20 protein-coding genes are annotated in these 18,232 nt (G+C 61.7%); 8 read left to right on the plus strand and 12 right to left on the minus strand.

All coding sequences use genetic code 11. The features are described 5' to 3' along the window. Positions 1 to 57: 57 nt before the first annotated feature. Positions 58 to 1,377 (minus strand): C40 family peptidase, encoded by a 1,320-nt coding sequence (locus VEZ38_RS18395; protein ID WP_324896087.1) that lies wholly within the window; start codon positions 1,375 to 1,377, stop codon positions 58 to 60. A gap of 182 nt (positions 1,378 to 1,559) precedes the next feature. Here VEZ38_RS18395 and VEZ38_RS18400 point away from each other — a divergent pair, with 182 nt between their 5' ends. Continuing rightward, on the plus strand, positions 1,560 to 1,817 hold the full coding sequence (locus VEZ38_RS18400; protein WP_324896089.1) for a hypothetical protein: 258 nt from the start codon (positions 1,560 to 1,562) through the stop codon (positions 1,815 to 1,817). Positions 1,818 to 1,952: 135 nt separating this feature from the next. Here the strand turns inward: VEZ38_RS18400 and sufB are convergent, their stop codons facing one another. The 6 genes from sufB to VEZ38_RS18430 form a co-directional block, all read right to left on the minus strand. Beyond that, the gene (gene sufB / locus VEZ38_RS18405) at positions 1,953 to 3,350 is read right to left on the minus strand and encodes a Fe-S cluster assembly protein SufB (RefSeq protein ID WP_324896091.1); all 1,398 of its coding nucleotides are present in this window, start codon (positions 3,348 to 3,350) and stop codon (positions 1,953 to 1,955) included. Positions 3,351 to 3,414: 64 nt separating this feature from the next. After that, the gene (sufU, locus tag VEZ38_RS18410) at positions 3,415 to 3,843 is read right to left on the minus strand and encodes a Fe-S cluster assembly sulfur transfer protein SufU (protein WP_324896093.1); all 429 of its coding nucleotides are present in this window, start codon (positions 3,841 to 3,843) and stop codon (positions 3,415 to 3,417) included. After that, a complete protein-coding gene (locus VEZ38_RS18415; protein WP_414694739.1) occupies positions 3,830 to 5,068 on the minus strand; it encodes a cysteine desulfurase in 1,239 nt (412 codons plus the stop codon). The genes sufU and VEZ38_RS18415 overlap by 14 nt, the downstream gene beginning before the upstream one ends. Then, the gene (gene sufD, locus VEZ38_RS18420; protein ID WP_324896095.1) at positions 5,065 to 6,366 is read right to left on the minus strand and encodes a Fe-S cluster assembly protein SufD; all 1,302 of its coding nucleotides are present in this window, start codon (positions 6,364 to 6,366) and stop codon (positions 5,065 to 5,067) included. The genes VEZ38_RS18415 and sufD overlap by 4 nt, the downstream gene beginning before the upstream one ends. 14 nt (positions 6,367 to 6,380) lie before the next feature. Then, positions 6,381 to 7,214 (minus strand): Fe-S cluster assembly ATPase SufC, encoded by an 834-nt coding sequence (sufC, locus tag VEZ38_RS18425; protein ID WP_324896097.1) that lies wholly within the window; start codon positions 7,212 to 7,214, stop codon positions 6,381 to 6,383. 141 nt (positions 7,215 to 7,355) lie between these two features. Continuing rightward, positions 7,356 to 7,931, minus strand: a complete 576-nt coding sequence (locus VEZ38_RS18430) for a DUF1802 family protein (RefSeq protein WP_324896099.1) — start codon at positions 7,929 to 7,931, stop codon at positions 7,356 to 7,358. Between the two features lie 111 nt (positions 7,932 to 8,042). Between VEZ38_RS18430 and VEZ38_RS18435 the strand changes: the two genes are divergently transcribed. Next, on the plus strand, positions 8,043 to 8,198 hold the full coding sequence (locus VEZ38_RS18435) for an asparagine synthase (protein ID WP_324896101.1): 156 nt from the start codon (positions 8,043 to 8,045) through the stop codon (positions 8,196 to 8,198). A gap of 75 nt (positions 8,199 to 8,273) precedes the next feature. Here the strand turns inward: VEZ38_RS18435 and VEZ38_RS18440 are convergent, their stop codons facing one another. After that, positions 8,274 to 8,711, minus strand: a complete 438-nt coding sequence (locus VEZ38_RS18440; protein ID WP_324896131.1) for a Dps family protein — start codon at positions 8,709 to 8,711, stop codon at positions 8,274 to 8,276. 147 nt (positions 8,712 to 8,858) lie between these two features. Between VEZ38_RS18440 and mtnK the strand changes: the two genes are divergently transcribed. Together mtnK and mtnA are read left to right on the plus strand one after the other, a co-directional pair. Then, positions 8,859 to 10,076 (plus strand): S-methyl-5-thioribose kinase, encoded by a 1,218-nt coding sequence (mtnK, locus tag VEZ38_RS18445; RefSeq protein WP_324896103.1) that lies wholly within the window; start codon positions 8,859 to 8,861, stop codon positions 10,074 to 10,076. 6 nt (positions 10,077 to 10,082) lie between these two features. Further along, positions 10,083 to 11,138 (plus strand): S-methyl-5-thioribose-1-phosphate isomerase, encoded by a 1,056-nt coding sequence (mtnA, locus tag VEZ38_RS18450; RefSeq protein ID WP_324896105.1) that lies wholly within the window; start codon positions 10,083 to 10,085, stop codon positions 11,136 to 11,138. An 82-nt stretch (positions 11,139 to 11,220) separates the two neighbouring features. On the opposite strand, the gene VEZ38_RS18455 is transcribed toward mtnA, so the two are convergent. Next, the gene (locus tag VEZ38_RS18455) at positions 11,221 to 11,523 is read right to left on the minus strand and encodes a YunC family protein (protein WP_324896107.1); all 303 of its coding nucleotides are present in this window, start codon (positions 11,521 to 11,523) and stop codon (positions 11,221 to 11,223) included. Between the two features lie 163 nt (positions 11,524 to 11,686). Between VEZ38_RS18455 and VEZ38_RS18460 the strand changes: the two genes are divergently transcribed. After that, complete coding sequence (locus tag VEZ38_RS18460) at positions 11,687 to 12,022, plus strand: hypothetical protein (RefSeq protein WP_324896109.1); 336 nt, start codon at positions 11,687 to 11,689, stop codon at positions 12,020 to 12,022. An 86-nt stretch (positions 12,023 to 12,108) separates the two neighbouring features. Here the strand turns inward: VEZ38_RS18460 and VEZ38_RS18465 are convergent, their stop codons facing one another. Further along, positions 12,109 to 13,998, minus strand: a complete 1,890-nt coding sequence (locus VEZ38_RS18465; protein ID WP_324896111.1) for a putative bifunctional diguanylate cyclase/phosphodiesterase — start codon at positions 13,996 to 13,998, stop codon at positions 12,109 to 12,111. A 122-nt stretch (positions 13,999 to 14,120) separates the two neighbouring features. Continuing rightward, complete coding sequence (locus VEZ38_RS18470; protein WP_324896113.1) at positions 14,121 to 14,501, minus strand: DUF423 domain-containing protein; 381 nt, start codon at positions 14,499 to 14,501, stop codon at positions 14,121 to 14,123. A gap of 118 nt (positions 14,502 to 14,619) precedes the next feature. On the opposite strand from VEZ38_RS18470, the gene VEZ38_RS18475 reads away from it, so the two are divergent. Then, a complete protein-coding gene (locus tag VEZ38_RS18475) occupies positions 14,620 to 14,994 on the plus strand; it encodes a hypothetical protein (RefSeq protein ID WP_324896115.1) in 375 nt (124 codons plus the stop codon). A gap of 98 nt (positions 14,995 to 15,092) precedes the next feature. Here the strand turns inward: VEZ38_RS18475 and VEZ38_RS18480 are convergent, their stop codons facing one another. Next, on the minus strand, positions 15,093 to 15,956 hold the full coding sequence (locus VEZ38_RS18480) for a VOC family protein (protein WP_324896117.1): 864 nt from the start codon (positions 15,954 to 15,956) through the stop codon (positions 15,093 to 15,095). Positions 15,957 to 16,093: 137 nt separating this feature from the next. On the opposite strand from VEZ38_RS18480, the gene yhbH reads away from it, so the two are divergent. Together yhbH and VEZ38_RS18490 are read left to right on the plus strand one after the other, a co-directional pair. Then, a complete protein-coding gene (gene yhbH, locus VEZ38_RS18485; protein WP_324896119.1) occupies positions 16,094 to 17,248 on the plus strand; it encodes a sporulation protein YhbH in 1,155 nt (384 codons plus the stop codon). Between the two features lie 6 nt (positions 17,249 to 17,254). Continuing rightward, on the plus strand, positions 17,255 to 18,232 hold a 978-nt coding region (locus VEZ38_RS18490; protein ID WP_324896121.1), incomplete at its 3' end, for a SpoVR family protein.

The raw sequence follows: 18,232 nt of genomic DNA on the forward strand, positions 1-18,232 counted from the left end.
TAAGACGCGCCTGCTTGTCCGGAGTCTTTCCGGTCGAGCAGGCGCGTCTTCTTGTCGTTAGTAGGCGATACGCTTCGCTTTGATGAACGTCTTCTTCCAGTACGACGTGTCGATGCTGCGCAGCTGCACGCCGTTCTTCGGTTCCGTGTTCGCGTGAATCATCATCCGGTTGCCGATATAAATACCGACATGACCGATCGTCTTGTTCGATTTGAAACGGCCCGGCACATAGAAAAACAGTAGATCGCCCTTCCTCAGGCTCTTGCGCGACACCGTCTTCCCGACCCTCGCCTGCGCCCGCGCCGTACGCGGCAGATCGATGCCGTATTTGTCAAACACGTATCTTGTATACGACGAACAGTCGAAGCGGTTCGTCCGCGGATACGGCCCTGCGCCGAACCTGTATTTCACGCCGATATATTTCTTCGCCGTGCGAATCATCGCGTTGATATTGATATTTTTCAACGCGGGCACCGCCTCCGGATCGGCCGCCATCGCTTCGAGCGCCTCGATCGCCGCATCGGCCTCCTCCGCGCTGCCGAACGCGCCCTCGGCGTCGTCTCCCTTGAACGGATCGTTCGGATCGTCTCCGAAGTCGAGCGACGGGTCGACGCGCTCGTCGGCGCCGCCGTCCGTATCCCGGCCTTGCACATCGGTATCCGTCGGATACAGCAGCAGCCCGTCTTCCCCCGCGTCGAACACCATCTCCTCGGCGAACAGGTCGGCCGCGGCGGTCGCCGTGAGCATCAGCTTGCCGCCGATCAGCTTCGGCGCGCTGGCGAGCTTGAACGGGTTCCCTTCCTTCTCGGCTTCTACGGAGCCCGCGACAAGACGGAAGATCACATCCTTATCCCCAATCTCCCGGACGGCCTCCGATTCGGTCACGTAATGCTCGTATTGCAGCACATCGACGAGCGTATCCACCGGAACGTAGCGCTCTCCGCCTTCCATGACGTAAGGCACCTTAATGGGCTCCTGCTGCGCCGAACGCTGCTGCAGCATGCCCATGCCCCGGCCCGTCCCGCCGCCGGCGGCAGGCCGCTCGTCCAGCGGACGCACCGCATCCCACGGGAACGGCAAGCTTCCGTCCGCGCCGATCAGCAGCCGGCCGTCCTCTCCTCTCGCCGCAACGGCGCCCGCCGTTCCGGATTCCCCGTCTCCCGCGGCCCGGTGCATCGCGTCGGGAATATGATTATGCCCGACGTCGCCGACCGTTCCCCATTGCCGGGCGCGCTCCACCAGCGATTGATCGCCCGTCCTAGGCTGCTCGGCGGACCGCGTGCCGACGTTGCCGCCTCCCGCGCCGGCGCCGCAGGCGGTGACCGTCAACGCAACCGTCAACACGGTCGCCGTTGTCTTCCATAGGCGTGCCTTCATCGCACCCATCTCCCTTAAATTCAGCAGTATTGTAAGCGAACGCTTCGGGATTAGGGTGAGATTCGCCCGGGCAAAATATGCAACGACCGGGAAGGCGTGTTATGGGAAACGTTGGATTATGATACAATGGACGAAACCATTCGTTCGCCCGCACGATTCGGGAGAAAAGGAGGCACGTAACCATGCAATCGCGTTCCGGCTCGCCCTCGACCGCATGGGGGCTCGGCCTAGCCGCATGCATCTGCAATCTGACCATCCTCTTCGCGCCGGTCGGGCTCGTGCTCGGCCTCGTCGCGCTCGTCCTCGGCTTGACCGGCTCCGCGCGCGCGCACGGCGCCTACGCGCCCGCGTTGGCGCTGTCCGGCGTCTCCTTCCTCATCGCGGCGATCTGGGCGATGACGATCGCTTCGATCTTCGTCCTCGACCCGACGCTGCTGTAGGCGAGACCCCCCTCGTCCTGCTACGCGTGCGTCCGCACCGCCCCGCCGAGCGCTCCCCGCGCGGACCCGCAAATAAAAAAACGCCGGCGTCCGCGCTTGCCGCGCGGACTTCCGGCGTTCCCACCGATCAATCGATTACCCGATCGACCCTTCCATCTCGAACTTGATCAAGCGGTTCATCTCGACCGCGTACTCCATCGGCAGCTCCTTCGTGAACGGCTCGATGAAGCCCATAACGATCATCTGCGTCGCTTCGGCCTCGGACAACCCGCGGCTCATCAAGTAGAACAGCTGATCCTCGGACACCTTCGACACCGTCGCTTCGTGCTCGAGTGTGATGTTGTCGTTCATGATCTCGTTATAGGGAATCGTGTCCGACGTCGACTCGTTATCCATAATGAGCGTGTCGCACTTGATGTTCGCCTTCGCGCCCTCGGAATTGCGCCCGAAGGAAGCGAGACCGCGGTACGTCACCTTGCCGCCGTGCTTCGAGATCGACTTCGAAACGATCGTCGACGTCGTGTCCGGCGCGAGGTGAATCATCTTCGCGCCCGCGTCCTGGTGCTGGCCCTTGCCGGCGACCGCGATCGACAGCACGCTGCCCTTCGCGCCGCGGCCCTTCAGGATGACGGCCGGGTACTTCATCGTCAGCTTCGAGCCGATGTTGCCGTCGACCCATTCCATCGTCGCGTTCTCTTCCGCCACCGCGCGCTTCGTCACCAAGTTGTAGATGTTCGGCGCCCAGTTTTGGATCGTCGTGTACCGCGCGCGAGAGTTTTTCAGGCAGATGATCTCGACGACCGCGCTGTGCAGCGAGTTCGTGCTGTAGATCGGCGCCGTGCAGCCCTCGACGTAGTGGACGAACGCGTCCTCGTCGACGATGATGAGCGTCCGCTCGAACTGGCCCATATTTTCGGAGTTGATCCGGAAATACGCCTGCAGCGGAATTTCGCACTTCACGCCCGGAGGGACGTAGATAAAGCTGCCGCCCGACCATACCGCGCTGTTCAGCGCCGCGAACTTATTATCGGCCGGAGGGACGATCGTACCGAAATACTTCCGGAAAATTTCCGGATGCTCGCGGAGCGCCGTATCCGTATCCGTGAAGATGACGCCTTGGTCCTCGAGCTCCTTCTGCATGCTGTGGTAGACGACCTCGGATTCGTACTGCGCGGACACGCCGGCGAGAAACTTCTGCTCCGCCTCCGGGATCCCGAGCTTGTCGAACGTCTCCTTAATCTCCGTAGGAACCTCTTCCCACGTCTTGCCTTGCTTCTCGGACGGCTTGACGTAATACTGGATGTCCTCGAAATCCAGATCGTCCATGTTGCCGCCCCACTTCGGCATCTCCATCTTGTGGAACTGCTCGAGCGACCTCAGGCGGAACTCGAGCATCCACTCGGGCTCGCCCTTCATCTCGGAGATGCTGCGGACGATGTCCGCGTTCAGGCCCTTGCCGCTTTGAAAAATCGCCTTGTGCTCGTCGCGAAATCCATATTTATACTCGCCGATTTCGGGCATTTGCTTCGCCATCATGAAACCCTCCTCTTTCCGGAAAATGATCCTCCGCCGGCCAAGCCGGCGCAAACTTTCTATCTTAACGGTTCTGTTCCGACTCTACGCCTTTACGCAACGCGTTCCATGCAAGTGTAGCACACTTAATGCGCGCCGGGAACTTATTGACGCCGCTTAGCGCCTCGATGTCCTCGTACTCCTCGAATTCGACCGCTTCGCCCTTCATCAGCCCCGAGAACCGCTCCGCCAGGCTAAGCGCCTCCTCCAGCGTGCGGCCCTTGACCGCGTCCGTCATCATCGACGCGGACGCCATCGAGATCGAGCAGCCTTCGCCCTTGAACTTCGCAGCCTTCACGACGCCGTCCTCGATCGCGAGTTGCAGCGTAATGCGATCGCCGCACGTCGGGTTGCTGAGCTCTACCGCGACGGTGCCGGCCTCGAGCTCGCCTTGGTTTCGAGGCGTCTTATAATGATCCATAATGACTCTGCGGTACAGATCATCCAATTGCATGGCCGAAGTACTCCTTTGCCCGTTGTAGGGAAGCGACAAGACGATCGATATCCGCTTCGTCGTTGTACAGGTAAAAGCTCGCCCGCGCCGTCGCCGTCACCTGCAGCCACCGCATCAGCGGCTGCGCGCAATGATGGCCCGCTCGCACCGCGACGCCCTCGGCGTCCAGCACGGTCGCCACGTCATGCGGATGCACGTCGTCCAGGTTGAACGTCGCAAGCGACGTGCGGCCGGAGGACGGTCCGTATACCGTGACGCCGTCCATCGCGGACAGCCGGTCGTAAGCGTACGCCGCCAGCTTCCGGTCGTGCGCCTCGATGTTCGCCATGCCGATTTCGGTCAAGAAGTCGATCGCGGCGCCGAGCCCGACCGCGCCGGCGATGATCGGCGTGCCCGCCTCGAACCGCCACGGAATTTCTTTCCACGTCGCATCGAACAGGTCGACGAAATCGATCATCTCGCCGCCGAACTCGATCGGCTCCATCTTCTCGAGAATTTCCCTCTTGCCATAGAGTGCCCCGATCCCCGTCGGACCGCACATCTTATGACCGGAAAAGGCGAAGAAGTCGCAATCGAGCTCCTGCACGTCGACCTTCAGATGCGGCGCGCTTTGCGCGCCGTCAATCAGCGCCTTCGCGCCGACCGCATGCGCCATCGCGACAAGCTCCTTCGCCGGATTGACGACGCCGAGCACGTTGGAGAGATGCGTGAACGCGACGATCTTCGTGTTCGGCGTAATCGTCTTCGCCGCGCCTTCGAGATCGAAGGAGCCGTCGTCGTTCACCGGAAGGTGCTTGAGCGTCGCGCCGGTCGCCTTCGCCGCCTGCTGCCACGGAATGAGATTCGCGTGGTGCTCGATCGGCGAGATGACGATTTCGTCGCCCGGCTTGCATACCGCGCGCGCGTAACTGGAAGCGACCGTGTTTATCGCCGTCGTCGTGCCGCGCGTAAAGATAATCTCGGACGCGGATCGGGCGTTAATGAATCGCGCGACCTTCTCCCGGGCGCCCTCGTACGCGTCCGTCGCCCGCGTGCCGAGCGTATGCACGCCGCGGTGCACGTTCGCGTTGTCGCGCTCGTAGTATCGCTGCACCGCCTCGATGACCCGCCGCGGCTTCTGCGACGTCGCCGCGCTGTCCAAGTATACGAGAGGGTGGCCGTTCACTTCTTGCTGCAGGATCGGAAATTGCGACTTCAGCTCCGATGCGCTCAGCAGGCCGCTCATCGTCCGAGCTTCCTCTCGACAAGCGCGCTCAACTTCTCGCGCAGCGCCTCCAGCGGGATCTCCTCGATCACCGGGTACAGGAAGCCGTAAATAATGAGCCGCTCCGCCTCGCGCTTCGGAATGCCGCGGGACATGAGGTAGTATACCTGCTCCGGATTGACTTGCCCGACGGAAGCCGCATGGCCTGCGGTCACGTCGTCCTCGTCGATCAACAGAATCGGATTCGCGTCGCCTCGCGCCTTCGGGCTCAGCATGAGCACGCGCTCGGTTTGCTGCCCGTCGGACTTCGTCGCGCCGTGCTCGATTTTCGTAATGCCGTTAATGATCGCGGTCGCCTCGTCCCGCATGACGGCGCGCGTAATCATATCGCTCGCCGACGACTTGCCGAAGTGGACGGCCCGCGTCGTGTAGTTCAGCTTTTGCGCGCCGACGCCGACGGAAATGACCTTCATGTCGGAGTTCGAGCCGTTGCCCTTCAAGATCGAATACGTGTCGGCGACGCCGTTGCCGTGGCTCAGCTCCCCGACGATCCATTCGATCTTGGCGTCGTTCTCGAGAATCGCCCGGCGGTAGTTGACGTCCGTCACGTGGGCGCCGAGATCGTGGACGGTCGCCACGCGAACGCTGGCGCCCGGCTTCGCGAACACCTCGAGCGCGCCGTTGTGCAGCATCGCCGTCTCGGAAGCGGCGGACAAATAGTTGTCGACGTACGTCACCGAGCTGTGCGTATCCGCGATAATCAGCACGTGCGGCGCGAACGTCGCCTCCGGCGATTCGGAATAAAAAATCGCTTGAATCGGTTCCTTCACTTCGACGTTCTTCGGCACGTACAGGAACAGCCCGCCGTTCCAAAGCGCCGCGTGCAGCGCCGTCAGCCGATGCTCGTCGGCTTTGATCGCCTGCATCAGGTGCTTCTGCACGAGCTCCGGATGATCGGACGCCGCCTGCTCGAGGCTTTTCAAAATGACGCCCTGGCGTTCCAGCTCCGGGGAAATCCGGACGAAGACGACGCCGGAATCGTGCTGCACGAGCAGGTTCGGGCTCGGGTTGTCGCCGATGAGGCCGGCGAGCTCCCCGGGCAAGTCGTCGACGTTCGCGGCAAGCTTCGCCGCGCGGTACGCGCCCGTACCGCCCAGCGCCCAGCGGTCGATGCGCGTCTTCTCCAGCTTCGGAAGCGGCAGCTGCGCCGCCAAGGCGAACGCCTCGGCGCGCGATTGGGCGAGCCAAGCCGGCTCGTTCTTCGCCGCGGCGATCGAAGCGAACGTCTGTTGATCGAGAACAAGCGTATCAGTCGTCAATGTAGCCGCCCCCCTTACGAAAATTTCGGAGCGGTGGTGTTCTTCGGCACGACGAATTCCTTCGTCTCGTTGCCTACCGTCTCGTCTTCGATTCCAAGCTCTTCCTTCACCCAGTCGTAGCCTTCGGCCTCGAGGCGCTCCGCCAGCTCCGGCCCGCCGGACTTGACGATGCGACCCTGCATCATGACGTGGACGAAGTCCGGCTTCACGTAGTTCAGCAAACGCTGGTAGTGCGTAATGATCAGGAACGTCCGCTCCGGCGAACGCATCGCGTTGACGCCCGCCGCGACGATCTTGAGCGCGTCGATGTCGAGGCCGGAGTCGATCTCGTCGAGAATGACGACGCGCGGCTCGAGCACCATCATCTGAAGAATTTCGTTCCGTTTCTTCTCGCCGCCCGAGAAGCCTTCGTTCAGGTAGCGGTGCATGAACTGCGGGTCCATGTCGAGCTCCTTCATCTTCGCTTCCATCTGGCGGATGAATTTAATCAACGAAATTTCGTTGCCTTCGCCGCGGCGCGCGTTGATCGCGCTGCGGAGGAAGTCGGCGTTCGTGACGCCGGAAATTTCGCTCGGGTACTGCATCGCGAGGAACAGCCCCGCCAGCGCGCGCTCGTCGACGCCCATCTCCAGAACGTCTTCGCCGTCGAGCGTCACCGACCCGCCTTCGACTTCGTATTTCGGATGGCCCATCAGCGTCGAAGCGAGCGTCGACTTGCCCGTTCCGTTCGGACCCATGATCGCGTGAATTTCCCCGCCTTTGATCTCGAGACTGAGTCCTTTCAATATTTGTTTCCCTTCGATCGACGATCGAAGATCCTCTATCTTTAATACCGGTGCTTGTGCCATAACGACTGTTTCCCTCCATCATCTTATCGTGTTTATTTAGAATTATTCTAAACTGATTCTCAATGATTCTCAACTGTTAATTTTAATATAGAATAATTCCAATTCGCAAGTTCGTGTCGAAATTCGTGGCAAGACGCCGGTTTATCCCCCCAGCGCCCGACGGATGTCGGCCGCCGTCCGCGCGAACGCCTCGTCCGTCAGCACGGGCCGCTTAACGGCGCCGGACACGTCCAGCGGCATCGAGAGCCACGATTTGCAGCCGGCGAGCGCGGGGTCGTTCGCCGCGGCGAGCGGCTCCTCGAACCGGTACACGCGCAAAAGCAGGCAATGCAGCGGCTTCGTCCGCTTCCAATGCAGACGCTCCTCCGCGTAGGCATCGCTCCATATATGATAAGGGGACAGCGCGGAGAGGCGCGCCTCGTCCTCGACCAAAATATCCTCTTCCACCTCGGCCCACGCCCGAATCGGAACCGTCCGCGCCTCCGGCAGCCAGACCGCCTTCGTCTCCGCCACGAAAGGGCGATACGGCTCCTTCAGCAGATGCTCCTTCTGGTGCTCGTACGTCGGGAAGAAGACGAACGCCTCGCTCTTCAATACGAAATCGCGCGTCTCTTCGCGAATCCCGCCCTTGCGCAGCGCGAGGATCGTCTCGCCCGCGAGGAACGCCTCGATCGCGGACGCCCATTCCTTGAGCGCCGGTACATTTTCTATAGACATCTATACATTCCCCTCTCCGGTAAAACCATGCAACCCCTGTTCCGTATCGAAAAGGCGCCCTTGCCCCATGCTAATATCGCAGTCATTATTTCGCCAAAGGAGTGACGCATCATGCGCGAAGGATTGGTTCCCGCGATTCTCGGCACCGCGGTAGCGACGACGGGCGCCGCGCTGCTGAAGAAAAACCCGGCGGTCGGCTACGGCATCCTCGGCTTCGGGCTCGCCCATCTCGTGCTCGGCGCCATCGACCTGATCGAACACCGCTAAACGGCGTCCATTGCGGAAAATGAACAACACCTGCTTCCTTGCGGAGCAGGTGTTTTCATTATACATGACTTCCCGCTATTCGTTAAACGACGCCAGCATCCACGCGTGCTTCTCGAGCGAGGAATGGATGCCGAGCAGCAGGTCCGACGTCGCCTCGTCGCCCGCCGTCTGCGCCAGCTCCATGCCCTGCACGAGCTCGGCGATGACGACCCGGAAATCCTGCTCGATTTGCCGGACCATGTCGACGGAGCTTTCCTTCCCCGTCGCTTCTCGAATCGAGGCATGCTCCAAATAGTCCTTCATGGCGGCGAGCGGACGGCCGCCGATCGCCAGCACCCGTTCGGCCAGCTCGTCGATATGCAGCGCGGCTTCGTTATACAGCTCCTCGAATTTCGCGTGCAGCGTAAAGAACACCGGTCCTTTCACGAACCAGTGATAGTTGTGCAGCTTCACGAACAGCACGTTCCAATTCGCGATTTGTTTATTGAGCACCGCGACGACGTTTTGGGTCATCGCCGCGCCTTGGCCGGTCTTCGACCATTCCAGCGTATTGCTCGTCATGAATGAGCCCCTCCTTTTCGAATTATAGTTTCTTCCGGCGCCCGCTTGTCTTATACTAAGAGGAAATGTTTTTTCATCGAAAAGGCAGGGATCGACATTATGAGCGCATATCATCCGTTAACCGAAGCCGAAGCGATCGAGCGCGCGCGGGCCGTTCCGGGCGTCTTCGCTCCCGGCGCGGAACTGACGAGCCGCGAAATCGGCGACGGCAACCTCAACCTCGTCTTTCATATTCAGGAGGCGGGGCGCGGCAAAGGTTTGATTTTGAAGCAGGCGCTGCCGTATGCGAAGGTCGTCGGCGAGTCGTGGCCGCTGACGCTCGACCGCGCTCGCATCGAGAGCGAAGCGCTGATCATCCAGGGGCGGCTCGCGCCGGGCCTCGCGCCGAAGGTATACGCCTTCGAGCCGGAGCTCGCGCTGACGATCATGGAGGATTTAAGCGATCACGTCATCATGCGCCGCGGGCTGATCGAGGGCAATACGTACCCGTTGTTCCCCGGGCATATCGGCGAGTTTCTGGCGCGGACGCTGTTTTTCACGTCGGACTTCGGCATGAATCAGCAGGACAAGAAGCTGCAGACCGGCCGGTTCATTAACCCGGAGCTGTGTAAAATTACCGAGGATTTGATTTTCGACGACCCGTACACGAAGTCGCCGAACAACAATTACGACCCGGCGATCGAGGCCGAAGCGGCGGCGCTGCGCGAGGACGCCGAGCTGCACGCCGAAGTCGCGCGGCTGCGCTACGGCTTCCTGACGAAGGGACAAGCGCTCCTTCACGGCGACCTGCACACCGGCTCGATCTTCGTCACCAAGACGTCGACGAAGGTGATCGATCCGGAATTCGCCTATTACGGCCCGATGGGCTTCGATATCGGCGCGGTGATGGCGAACCTGCTGCTGAACGCGGCGGCGCAGGGCGGGCGCATGAGCGATGCCGCCGCGCTCGCCGATTTCCGCGCGTACCTGCTCGATACGGTCGTCCAAGTATGGGCCGAATTCGAGACGCGTTTTCGCGCGCTGTGGGCGGAGCACGCGGTCGACCGGCTGCTTCGGGAATCCGGTTATTTGAACGTGTTCCTCGCCGAGCTGCTGCAGGATACGTTCGGCTACGCCGGCTGCAAGATGGTGCGTCGCATCGTCGGGCTCGCCCACGTGGCGGACATCGACGGCATCCCGGACGAAGCGCTGCGCAACCGCGCCCGCCGCGTCGCGCTCGCCGTCGGCACGACGCTTATTAAACAACACCGTACCGCGGCGTCCATCGAGGAGATGCGCGCGATCGCCGCACGGGAATTCGCTGCGAAGGAAGGCTAACGAGACGTGAATCAAGAAAACTGGCTGCAATCGGTCCGCTGGAACGCGGACCATCTGGAACTGCTCGATCAACGGCTCCTCCCGGAGGAAGTCGTCTACTTGGATTTGACGAACTCGAAGGACGTCTGGGACGCGATCAAGGAGCTGAAGGTGCGCGGCGCGCCCGCGATCGGCATCGCGGCGGCGTACGGCTTGTACCTCGGGGTGCGGGAGACGGACGGCGGCGTGCCCGCGCTCCTCGACGCCGTGAAGCGCGAGCGCGATTACTTGGCGACGTCCCGCCCGACGGCCGTGAACTTGTTTTGGGCGCTGGACCGGCTCGTCCGCAAGGCGTCCGAGCTCGCGGCGGGCGGCTCGGACGCAGCGACGATCAAGGAAGGCCTCCTGCGGGAGGCGGTCGCCATTCAGTCCGAGGACGAGGCGACGAACCGCGCGATCGGCGAGCACGCGCTGACGCTGTTCGAAGACGGCTACGGCGTGCTGACGCATTGCAACGCCGGCGGCCTCGCGACGGCGCGGTACGGCACGGCGACGGCGCCGATGTACCTTGCCAAGGAGAAGGGCTGGAATTTGCGCGTATTCGCCGACGAGACGCGCCCGGTGCTGCAGGGCGCCCGGCTGACGGCGTTCGAGCTCATGCGGGCCGGCGTCGACGTGACGCTCATTACCGACAACATGGCCGCGATGGTCATGTCCAAGGGCTGGATCCAGGCCGTCATCGTGGGTACGGATCGAGTGGCGGCGAACGGCGACGTGGCGAACAAGATCGGCACGTACGGCGTCGCGGTGCTGGCGAAAGCCCACGGCATCCCGTTCTACGTCGCCTGTCCGATGTCGACGATCGACCTCGACACGCCGACGGGCGCCGACATACCGATCGAGGAGCGGCACGAGGACGAGGTGACGATCGGGTTCGGCAAGCGCACCGCGCCGCAAGGCGTAAAGGTGTACAACCCCGCGTTCGACGTGACGCCGGCGGAATGCGTCACCGCGATCATCACCGAGAAGGGCGTCGTTCGCGCGCCGTACGCCGAAAACTTGCGCCGGCTGTTCGAAGCGTAAGCGTATCGCGAGAAGAGGGGCTGTCCATTCAAGGACAGCCCCTCTTCTCGTTCCCGGATGCGACGGGCCTGCGCGGCGCCGGTCAGAGCATCTTCAGCAGAGCGTCCGCCCCTTTCATGCCGACCTTCACGCCGAGCCGCTCCGCCTCGAGCGTGACCGACTCCAACGGCGCCTCCACGAGCTCCTCGAGCGTTCGTACGCCGACGGCGCGGCCGGCGACGATGCCGCGGTCCTTCAGCCGCTCGTTCAGCAGCGCGACGTCCAACGCCCCGCACATGATGTAGCCGCGCTCCGTCGTCACTGCGATCAGGTTCGTCTTCGGCAGCTTCACCTCGACCCCCACGAACGTATGACCTCCGATTTGCATCGGTACCATGCGCATCATTCGCCTCGTCTCCCTTCCTGCTCTCCTTCTCCCATCATATGCGCGGAACGCCGCGGCGTGAAGGCGCAAGGCGAAAGGGGGAAAAGGGGCGAATCCCGCCTGCCACCTGTCCATGCGGCGGACGGCGGGGCGCATACGCTGAAAGCAAAGGAGGAGATGACTGATGACCCGAACCAAGCTCGCTTCGCAGGCGAAATCGCTGCTCGGGCGCGACGTCGCGGTCCGGCTGAAGGACGGCAAGACGGCGTCCGGCAAGCTCGTCCGCATCCAAGGCGGCCGCTTATATATCCGGCCGGCGGCCGGCGCCAAAGGCAAGCCCGTCGCCACGAAGGCGCTGTTGCCGCTGCTGTTGTACGACGTCGCCGCGCTCGGCGCGGCCGCGGCTTCGCCTTACACCTATGGGTACGGCTACGGAGGCGTCCCGCACGGCTACGCCGGCGCTTACGGCCCTTACGGTTATGGCTACGGCTACGGCGTTCCCGGCGGCTTCTGGTTGTAACGCGCGAATACGAAACCGAGGGCTGCCCGGTCGTCATCTGCATGACGATGGGCAGCCCTCGGTTTCGGTTTTCGTTGCGCAATCCGTCACCCGGACTTTAACTGCCGTTCGCGAAGCAGCTCGCGCAGCCGCTCCGGCGGCACCGGCGGGCTGTATAGATAACCTTGCATCTCGTCGCAGCCGTACGTCCGCAAGTACGAGAGCTGCTCCTCCGTCTCGACGCCTTCCGCGATGACGGTTTGATTCAGATGATGCGCCATCGTGATGATCGTACGCACGATGGCCGCATCGTTCGGATCGACCATAATGTCCCGCACGAACGACCGATCGATCTTCAGCTTGTCGACAGGGAAGCTCTTTAAATAATTCAGGGAGCTGTACCCGGTGCCGAAGTCGTCGATCGAGATGCGCAGGCCCAGCTCCTTCAAGCGAAGCAGCGCCGCCGTAGCGAATTCCACGTCCATCGTCATGCTTTCGGTAATTTCCAGCTCGAGGTATTCCGCCGACAGCTCGCTTTCCTTCAAGATGCTCGCGACGCGCTCGATCAAATTCGGATGCAAAAATTGGCGAACGGACAGGTTGACCGACACCGGGATCGGCGGAAGCCCTTCGCGCTGCCAAGCGCGGTTTTGCTGGCACGCCTCTCGGAATACCCACTCGCTCAGCGGCACGATTAATCCGGTTTCCTCGGCGATCGGGATAAATTCGGCCGGGGAGACGATGCCGCGCTCCGGATGCTTCCAACGGATCAGCGCCTCCGTGCCGACGATGTCCCCGGTGACGATATGATATTGCGGCTGATACAAGAGGAGGAATTCGCCCTCCTGAATCGCCTTGCGAAGATCGTTCTCCAACGTAAACTTCGACAGGTACTGTTCCTCCATCTCGGGGGTGTACAGCTCGAAGCTGTTCTTTCCCTTCTCCTTCGCCTTCGAAAGGGCGACGCCCGCGTTCTTCAGCAGCAGCGATTCGTCCCCGCCGCCGTAGCCGGCGGCGATGCCCATGCTCGTGGAGATGTGCAGCGTATATTCCTGGATGAGGAACGGCTCGTCCAGCTCCTTCGTAATGCGCCGCGCCAGCTCGCCCGGCAGGACGGAGCCGCCGCTGTCCCGGTACAAGATGCCGAATTCGTCCCCTTCCATGCGCGCGGCTGCGCCGTGATCGGCGACGGCGCGATGCAGCCGATCCGCCAATTGCAGCAGCAGCATATCCCCGATATCTTGCCCAAGCGAGCCGTTGACGACCTTGAAGCGGTCGACGTTCAGCAGCATGACGTAGATGCGCGTCCGGTCGCCTGCGGAAAGCAAATATTCCGCGACCAGATCCCGGAACAGTCTCCGGTTCGGCAGCCCCGTCAAGTCGTCGTAATAAGCCATGTGCTTAATCCGCTCTTCGGTTTGCCGCTTCTTCGTAATATCTTCATAGATTGCGATGATGCCCGTAATATGCTGCTTATCGTCTTTAATCGGCAGCGCCGTCACCTGCACGTCGGCGGGGTATCCGCTATTGAGGACGAGCACGGAATGGAACGTCTGCACCTCGCCGTCCAGCGTCTGCCGAAACCGCCGCATCGTCTCGTTCATATGATTGACATGCACGAATTCGGAAAAGGACTTCCCCGCGACGTCGCCGATCGAGTACCCGGTTATTTGCTCGGACGCCGGATTCGTGCGGACGAACGCGCCGGTACGATCGAGCAGCGAGATCGCGACGGGAATCGAATCGAACAGCGAGGAGAATACCTCCTCCTTCTGTTGGAGGCGCCGCTCGATCTCCGTTTCGGCGCGCCGCGCGCTGCGAAGCCGGAAGGCCGCGCCGACGAGCGCGGCGCCGAAGCAGATCGCCGTCGTCCAGGCGAACGCGGCGTCGCCGGACGAGAGGTCGCCCGTCGCGAGCCAGAAGAGGAACGCCGCGAGATGTACCGCCCCAACGGCGAGGAAATACGGAATCCATAGTAATTCTCGAAGTATGCGCATCGTAGAAATCCTTTCGCGTTAAGGCTGTGCCGGATCGACTTGATTGCATCTCGCGAAGTTCGGTCGAATCAAGTATGTATTTGTCGCGAAGGGGGAGATTCCTTCCGATATTGAAAAATAAACTAACGGCGTTTCGGCGCGGACCGCGCGGCGGCGGCGAACGACGCCCAACCCGCAAGGAACGCGAGGCCTCCAAGCGGCGTTATCGCCCCTAGCCATGATAGTTCGGTAACGCTATAAAGATATAAACTGCCGGAAAACAACAGCGTGCCCGCCGCGAACGCCCATCCGGCCCACTTCAGCAGCGACGGTCGCTCCAAGCTCGCTCCCGCCAGGCCGACGGCCAACATCCCGATCGCGTGCAGCATGTGATATTGAACGGCCGTATCGTACGTATCCGCGTACGGAGCTTCCAGCTGAAGTCCGTGCGCGCCGAACGCGCCGACGGCGACGCTCAGGAACGCGCTGACGGCGCCCGCCGCCACCCAAGCTCGATAGGACAAGTAAATTCTCCCTTCTAATCGAATGACTCGTTGGTTAAAATGATAATGCATCCTATGAAAAAAGGGAACTTATTTTCACGCGTAAAAAAAATATTTAGAAAAAGGGGACAAGCGAAGCATGAAACATTCGAAAATCGGAATCGCTTCCTTTATTTTAGCGATCGTCTCCGTCATCGGTCTGATCGGTTCCGCGGCGGTTGCCGGTTCGATGGCCGCAAGGCTGGCGGAGGACCCGGCCTTGACGAGCGCAATCGAGTCCGGCGCGATGCCGGAAGGGGTCGGCGGCATTCTGGCGGCGACGGGCTTGATGTTCTTCTTCATCGTCACGGCGCTCGTCGGCGCCGTGCTCGGCCTCGTCGGCCTCTTCCAGAAGGATAGGTTGAAGCTGTTCTCGATCCTCGGACTCGTCTTCAATGCCGTCCTCGTCGCCTTCGTCGGCATCCTGCTGATCGCCGGCATGCTTCTCGGCCCGGCGCTGCCCGGCACATTTTAGCGCTGCGCAAGTCCGCGCCGTAACAAGTCAAGGCCCTCGCTCCACCGATCGTAACGGTCGGAGCCGAGGGCCTGTTCGAAGCGGCTATTCGGTTGTTGTTATGCGACGACGAGCCGAATGCGGTTGCCGGACGGATCGGTCGCGAACCAAGCGTCCCGCTCCGTCTGGACCGATGCCCCGACGGCGCGCAACCCGGCCGCGGCGTCTTCCCGGGCCGCCGCGTCCGGAAACGCAAGCGTATAATACGACAACCCCGGCGCGTTCGCCGGCGTCGGCGGCGCCCCGACGCCGGCCCATGTGTTGAGCCCAAGGTGGTGATGATAGCCCCCAGCGGACACGAACAACGCCGACCCGCCGAAGTTCAGCACGAGCTCGAAGCCGAGCCCCTCGCAATAAAACCGATGCGCTTCCTCCAGGCTCGACACATGCAGATGGACATGCCCCATCTTCGTGCCGGCCGGCAGGGCGTCGGACTCGTCGCCGCCCGCTTCCGCGAGCAAGCCTTCCCAATCGATCGGATCGGTCGCCATACGAATGCCGCCGTCGCTGTCGCGAGGCCATTCGCTTCGCGGGCGATCCCTGTAAATTTCAATCCCGTTGCCGTCGGGATCGTCGATATAGAGCGCCTCGCTGACGAGGTGATCCGCTTGCCCGATGCGTATACCGGCGCGGATCAGCCGCTTGAGCGCCAGTCCGAGCGCACGCCGATCCGGCACAAGGATCGCGAAGTGGTACAAGCCCGCCGTCCGGCGGCGCGGCATGACCGCCTTCGCCAGCTCCTCGAGCGCGAGCAGCGGCGCGCCGCCTTCTACCGCCCCCAGCTCCGCCTCGGTCTCCGACCGCGACAGCAGCGTCAGCCCGACGACCTCGCGATAGAAATCGATCGACCTCGCTAATTCGCTCACTTTTAATTTCACAAGACCGACGTCGGCGTCGGGATGAATCGGTTGCGCATGCGTCAATACGACGCCCCCCCTTAGTTACTATTTGTAAGTAGTATCATACTTCATGCATCGCCGCGAAGCAACCGCCGACATGCCCCCCGTCCCCCCTGCATATAGATGATTACAAGACCCAATCGACGGGGGTGCACCCTTACATGACGGAGCCGTTGTTTATCGTTTCCCGGGAGGATTGGTCGCTGCACCGCAAAGGCTACGAGGACCAATCCCGGCATCAGCAGCGCGTGAAGGACGCGCTGAAGCGCAACCTCTCGGATATCGTCTCGGACGAGAGCATCGTGCTGTCGGACGGCCGCAAGCAGGTGCGGGTGCCGATCAAGAGCCTCGACGAATTCCGATTCCGCTACAATTTCAGCAAGAGCAAGCACGTCGGGCAGGGCGACGGCGACAGCCAGGTCGGCGACGTGCTCGGCCGCGACCCGCAGCCGGCGCAGCAGCCGGGCAAGGGCGAAGGCGCGGGCGATAAGGCGGGCGAAGACTTGTACGAGGCCGAAGTCGACATGGAAGAGCTGGAAAACGTCCTCTTCGAGGACTGGGAGCTGCCCGATCTGAGGCGCAAGGAGAAGCAGATCGTGCAAACCGAGCATACCCGCTTCACCGACGTGCGCAAGAAGGGCATGATGTCCAACATCGACCGCAAGCGGACGCTGCTCGAAAACTTGAAGCGCAACGCGACGAAGGGCGTCAAGGGCTTCGGCGGCATTACGCCCGACGACCTGCGGTTCAAGACGTGGGAGACGATCCAAAAGCCCGAGTCGAGCGCGCTCATTATCGCCATGATGGATACGAGCGGTTCGATGGGCTCGTTCGAGAAGTATTGCGCGCGGAGCTTCTTTTTCTGGATGACCCGGTTTCTTCGGCGGAAGTACGAGCACGTGCAAATCGAGTTTATCGCGCATCACACCGAGGCGAAGATCGTGACCGAGGAGGAGTTTTTCACGAAGGGCGAGAGCGGCGGCACGATCTGCTCGTCGGCGTATCAGAAGGCGCTCGAACTGATCGACACGAAGTATCCGCCGTCGCAATACAACATCTACCCCTTCCATTTCTCGGACGGCGACAACCTGACGAGCGACAACGAGCGCTGCGTGAAGCTCATCAAGGAGCTGCTCAATCGCTGCAACCTGTTCGGCTACGGCGAGGTGAATCAGTACAACCGGAGCAGCACGCTCATGTCCGCCTATCGCAACATGAACGAGCCCGGCTTTATGTACAGCATTATCAAGGAGAAGGGCGAAGTACATAAGGCGCTCAGGCACTTTTTCGGAAAGAAAGAAACGGTCGGGGGGTGAACGCGTATGCTCGCGGAGGAGCAGAAGCAGCTGGAGGCGGCGATCGACGAAATTACGGGCATCGCCAAAAATTTCGGATTGGATTTTTACCCGATGCGGTACGAAATTTGTCCCGCGGACATCATCTACACGTTCGGCGCGTACGGCATGCCGACCCGGTTCAGCCACTGGAGCTTCGGAAAAAGTTTCCATCGCATGAAGACGCACTACGATCTCGGACTATCGAAAATTTACGAGCTCGTCATCAACTCGAACCCGTGCTACGCGTTCCTGCTCGACGGCAACTCGCTCATCCAGAACAAGCTGATCGTCGCGCACGTGCTCGGGCATTGCGACTTCTTTAAAAACAACGTCCGCTTCTCCCGCACGAACCGCGACATGGTCGAAAGCATGGCGGCGACGGCGGAGCGCGTCCGCGGCTACGAGATCGAATACGGCACCGAGGCGGTCGAGCGGTTCCTCGACGCGGTGCTCGGCATTCAGGAGCATATCGATCCGAGTCTCACGCGCCCGATCCGCCCGGAAGCGGTGCGCAAGGAGAAGAAGTCCGCGGCGGTCGAGACGGAGTCGCCCTACGACGAGCTGTGGTCGCTCGACGAGGACGAGGGCGGCCCCGAGCCGGAGCCGGAGAAGGAGCGGTTCCCGCCGGAGCCGGAGAAGGATTTGCTCTGGTTCATCGAGCAATACGCGCGCGGCATGCCGGCATGGCAGCGCGACATCTTGACCGTCATGCGCGAGGAGATGCTCTACTTCTGGCCGCAGATCGAGACGAAAATCATGAACGAAGGCTGGGCGTCCTACTGGCATACCCGCATCCTGCGGGAGCTCGATCTCACGCCGGAAGAGACGATCGAATACTCGAAGCTGAACTCGTCGGTCGTCGTGCCGTCGCGGCATCAGCTAAATCCGTATTACTTGGGCTATAAGATCTTCGAGGATATCGAGAAAAGGTACGGCCGCGACTACATGTTCGAGGTGCGCGAG

Source organism: Paenibacillus sp., assembly GCF_035645235.1.
In the GTDB taxonomy this organism is placed as follows: domain Bacteria; phylum Bacillota; class Bacilli; order Paenibacillales; family YIM-B00363; genus Paenibacillus_AE.

Excerpts from the sequence above, each read along its gene's own strand:
- VEZ38_RS18400 (WP_324896089.1), top strand. The coding sequence starts at position 1,560 with ATGCAATCGCGTTCCGGCTCGCCCTCGACCGCATGGGGGCTCGGCCTA.
- mtnK (WP_324896103.1), top strand. The coding sequence starts at position 8,859 with ATGAGCGCATATCATCCGTTAACCGAAGCCGAAGCGATCGAGCGCGCG.
- VEZ38_RS18465 (WP_324896111.1), bottom strand. The coding sequence starts at position 13,998 with ATGCGCATACTTCGAGAATTACTATGGATTCCGTATTTCCTCGCCGTT.
- VEZ38_RS18395 (WP_324896087.1), bottom strand. The coding sequence starts at position 1,377 with ATGAAGGCACGCCTATGGAAGACAACGGCGACCGTGTTGACGGTTGCG.
- sufB (WP_324896091.1), bottom strand. The coding sequence starts at position 3,350 with ATGGCGAAGCAAATGCCCGAAATCGGCGAGTATAAATATGGATTTCGC.
- VEZ38_RS18415 (WP_414694739.1), bottom strand. The coding sequence starts at position 5,068 with ATGAGCGGCCTGCTGAGCGCATCGGAGCTGAAGTCGCAATTTCCGATC.
- sufC (WP_324896097.1), bottom strand. The coding sequence starts at position 7,214 with ATGGCACAAGCACCGGTATTAAAGATAGAGGATCTTCGATCGTCGATC.
- sufU (WP_324896093.1), bottom strand. The coding sequence starts at position 3,843 with ATGCAATTGGATGATCTGTACCGCAGAGTCATTATGGATCATTATAAG.
- VEZ38_RS18440 (WP_324896131.1), bottom strand. The coding sequence starts at position 8,711 with ATGACCCAAAACGTCGTCGCGGTGCTCAATAAACAAATCGCGAATTGG.
- VEZ38_RS18455 (WP_324896107.1), bottom strand. The coding sequence starts at position 11,523 with ATGATGCGCATGGTACCGATGCAAATCGGAGGTCATACGTTCGTGGGG.
- yhbH (WP_324896119.1), top strand. The coding sequence starts at position 16,094 with ATGACGGAGCCGTTGTTTATCGTTTCCCGGGAGGATTGGTCGCTGCAC.
- VEZ38_RS18435 (WP_324896101.1), top strand. The coding sequence starts at position 8,043 with ATGCGCGAAGGATTGGTTCCCGCGATTCTCGGCACCGCGGTAGCGACG.
- VEZ38_RS18475 (WP_324896115.1), top strand. The coding sequence starts at position 14,620 with ATGAAACATTCGAAAATCGGAATCGCTTCCTTTATTTTAGCGATCGTC.
- VEZ38_RS18460 (WP_324896109.1), top strand. The coding sequence starts at position 11,687 with ATGACCCGAACCAAGCTCGCTTCGCAGGCGAAATCGCTGCTCGGGCGC.
- VEZ38_RS18430 (WP_324896099.1), bottom strand. The coding sequence starts at position 7,931 with ATGTCTATAGAAAATGTACCGGCGCTCAAGGAATGGGCGTCCGCGATC.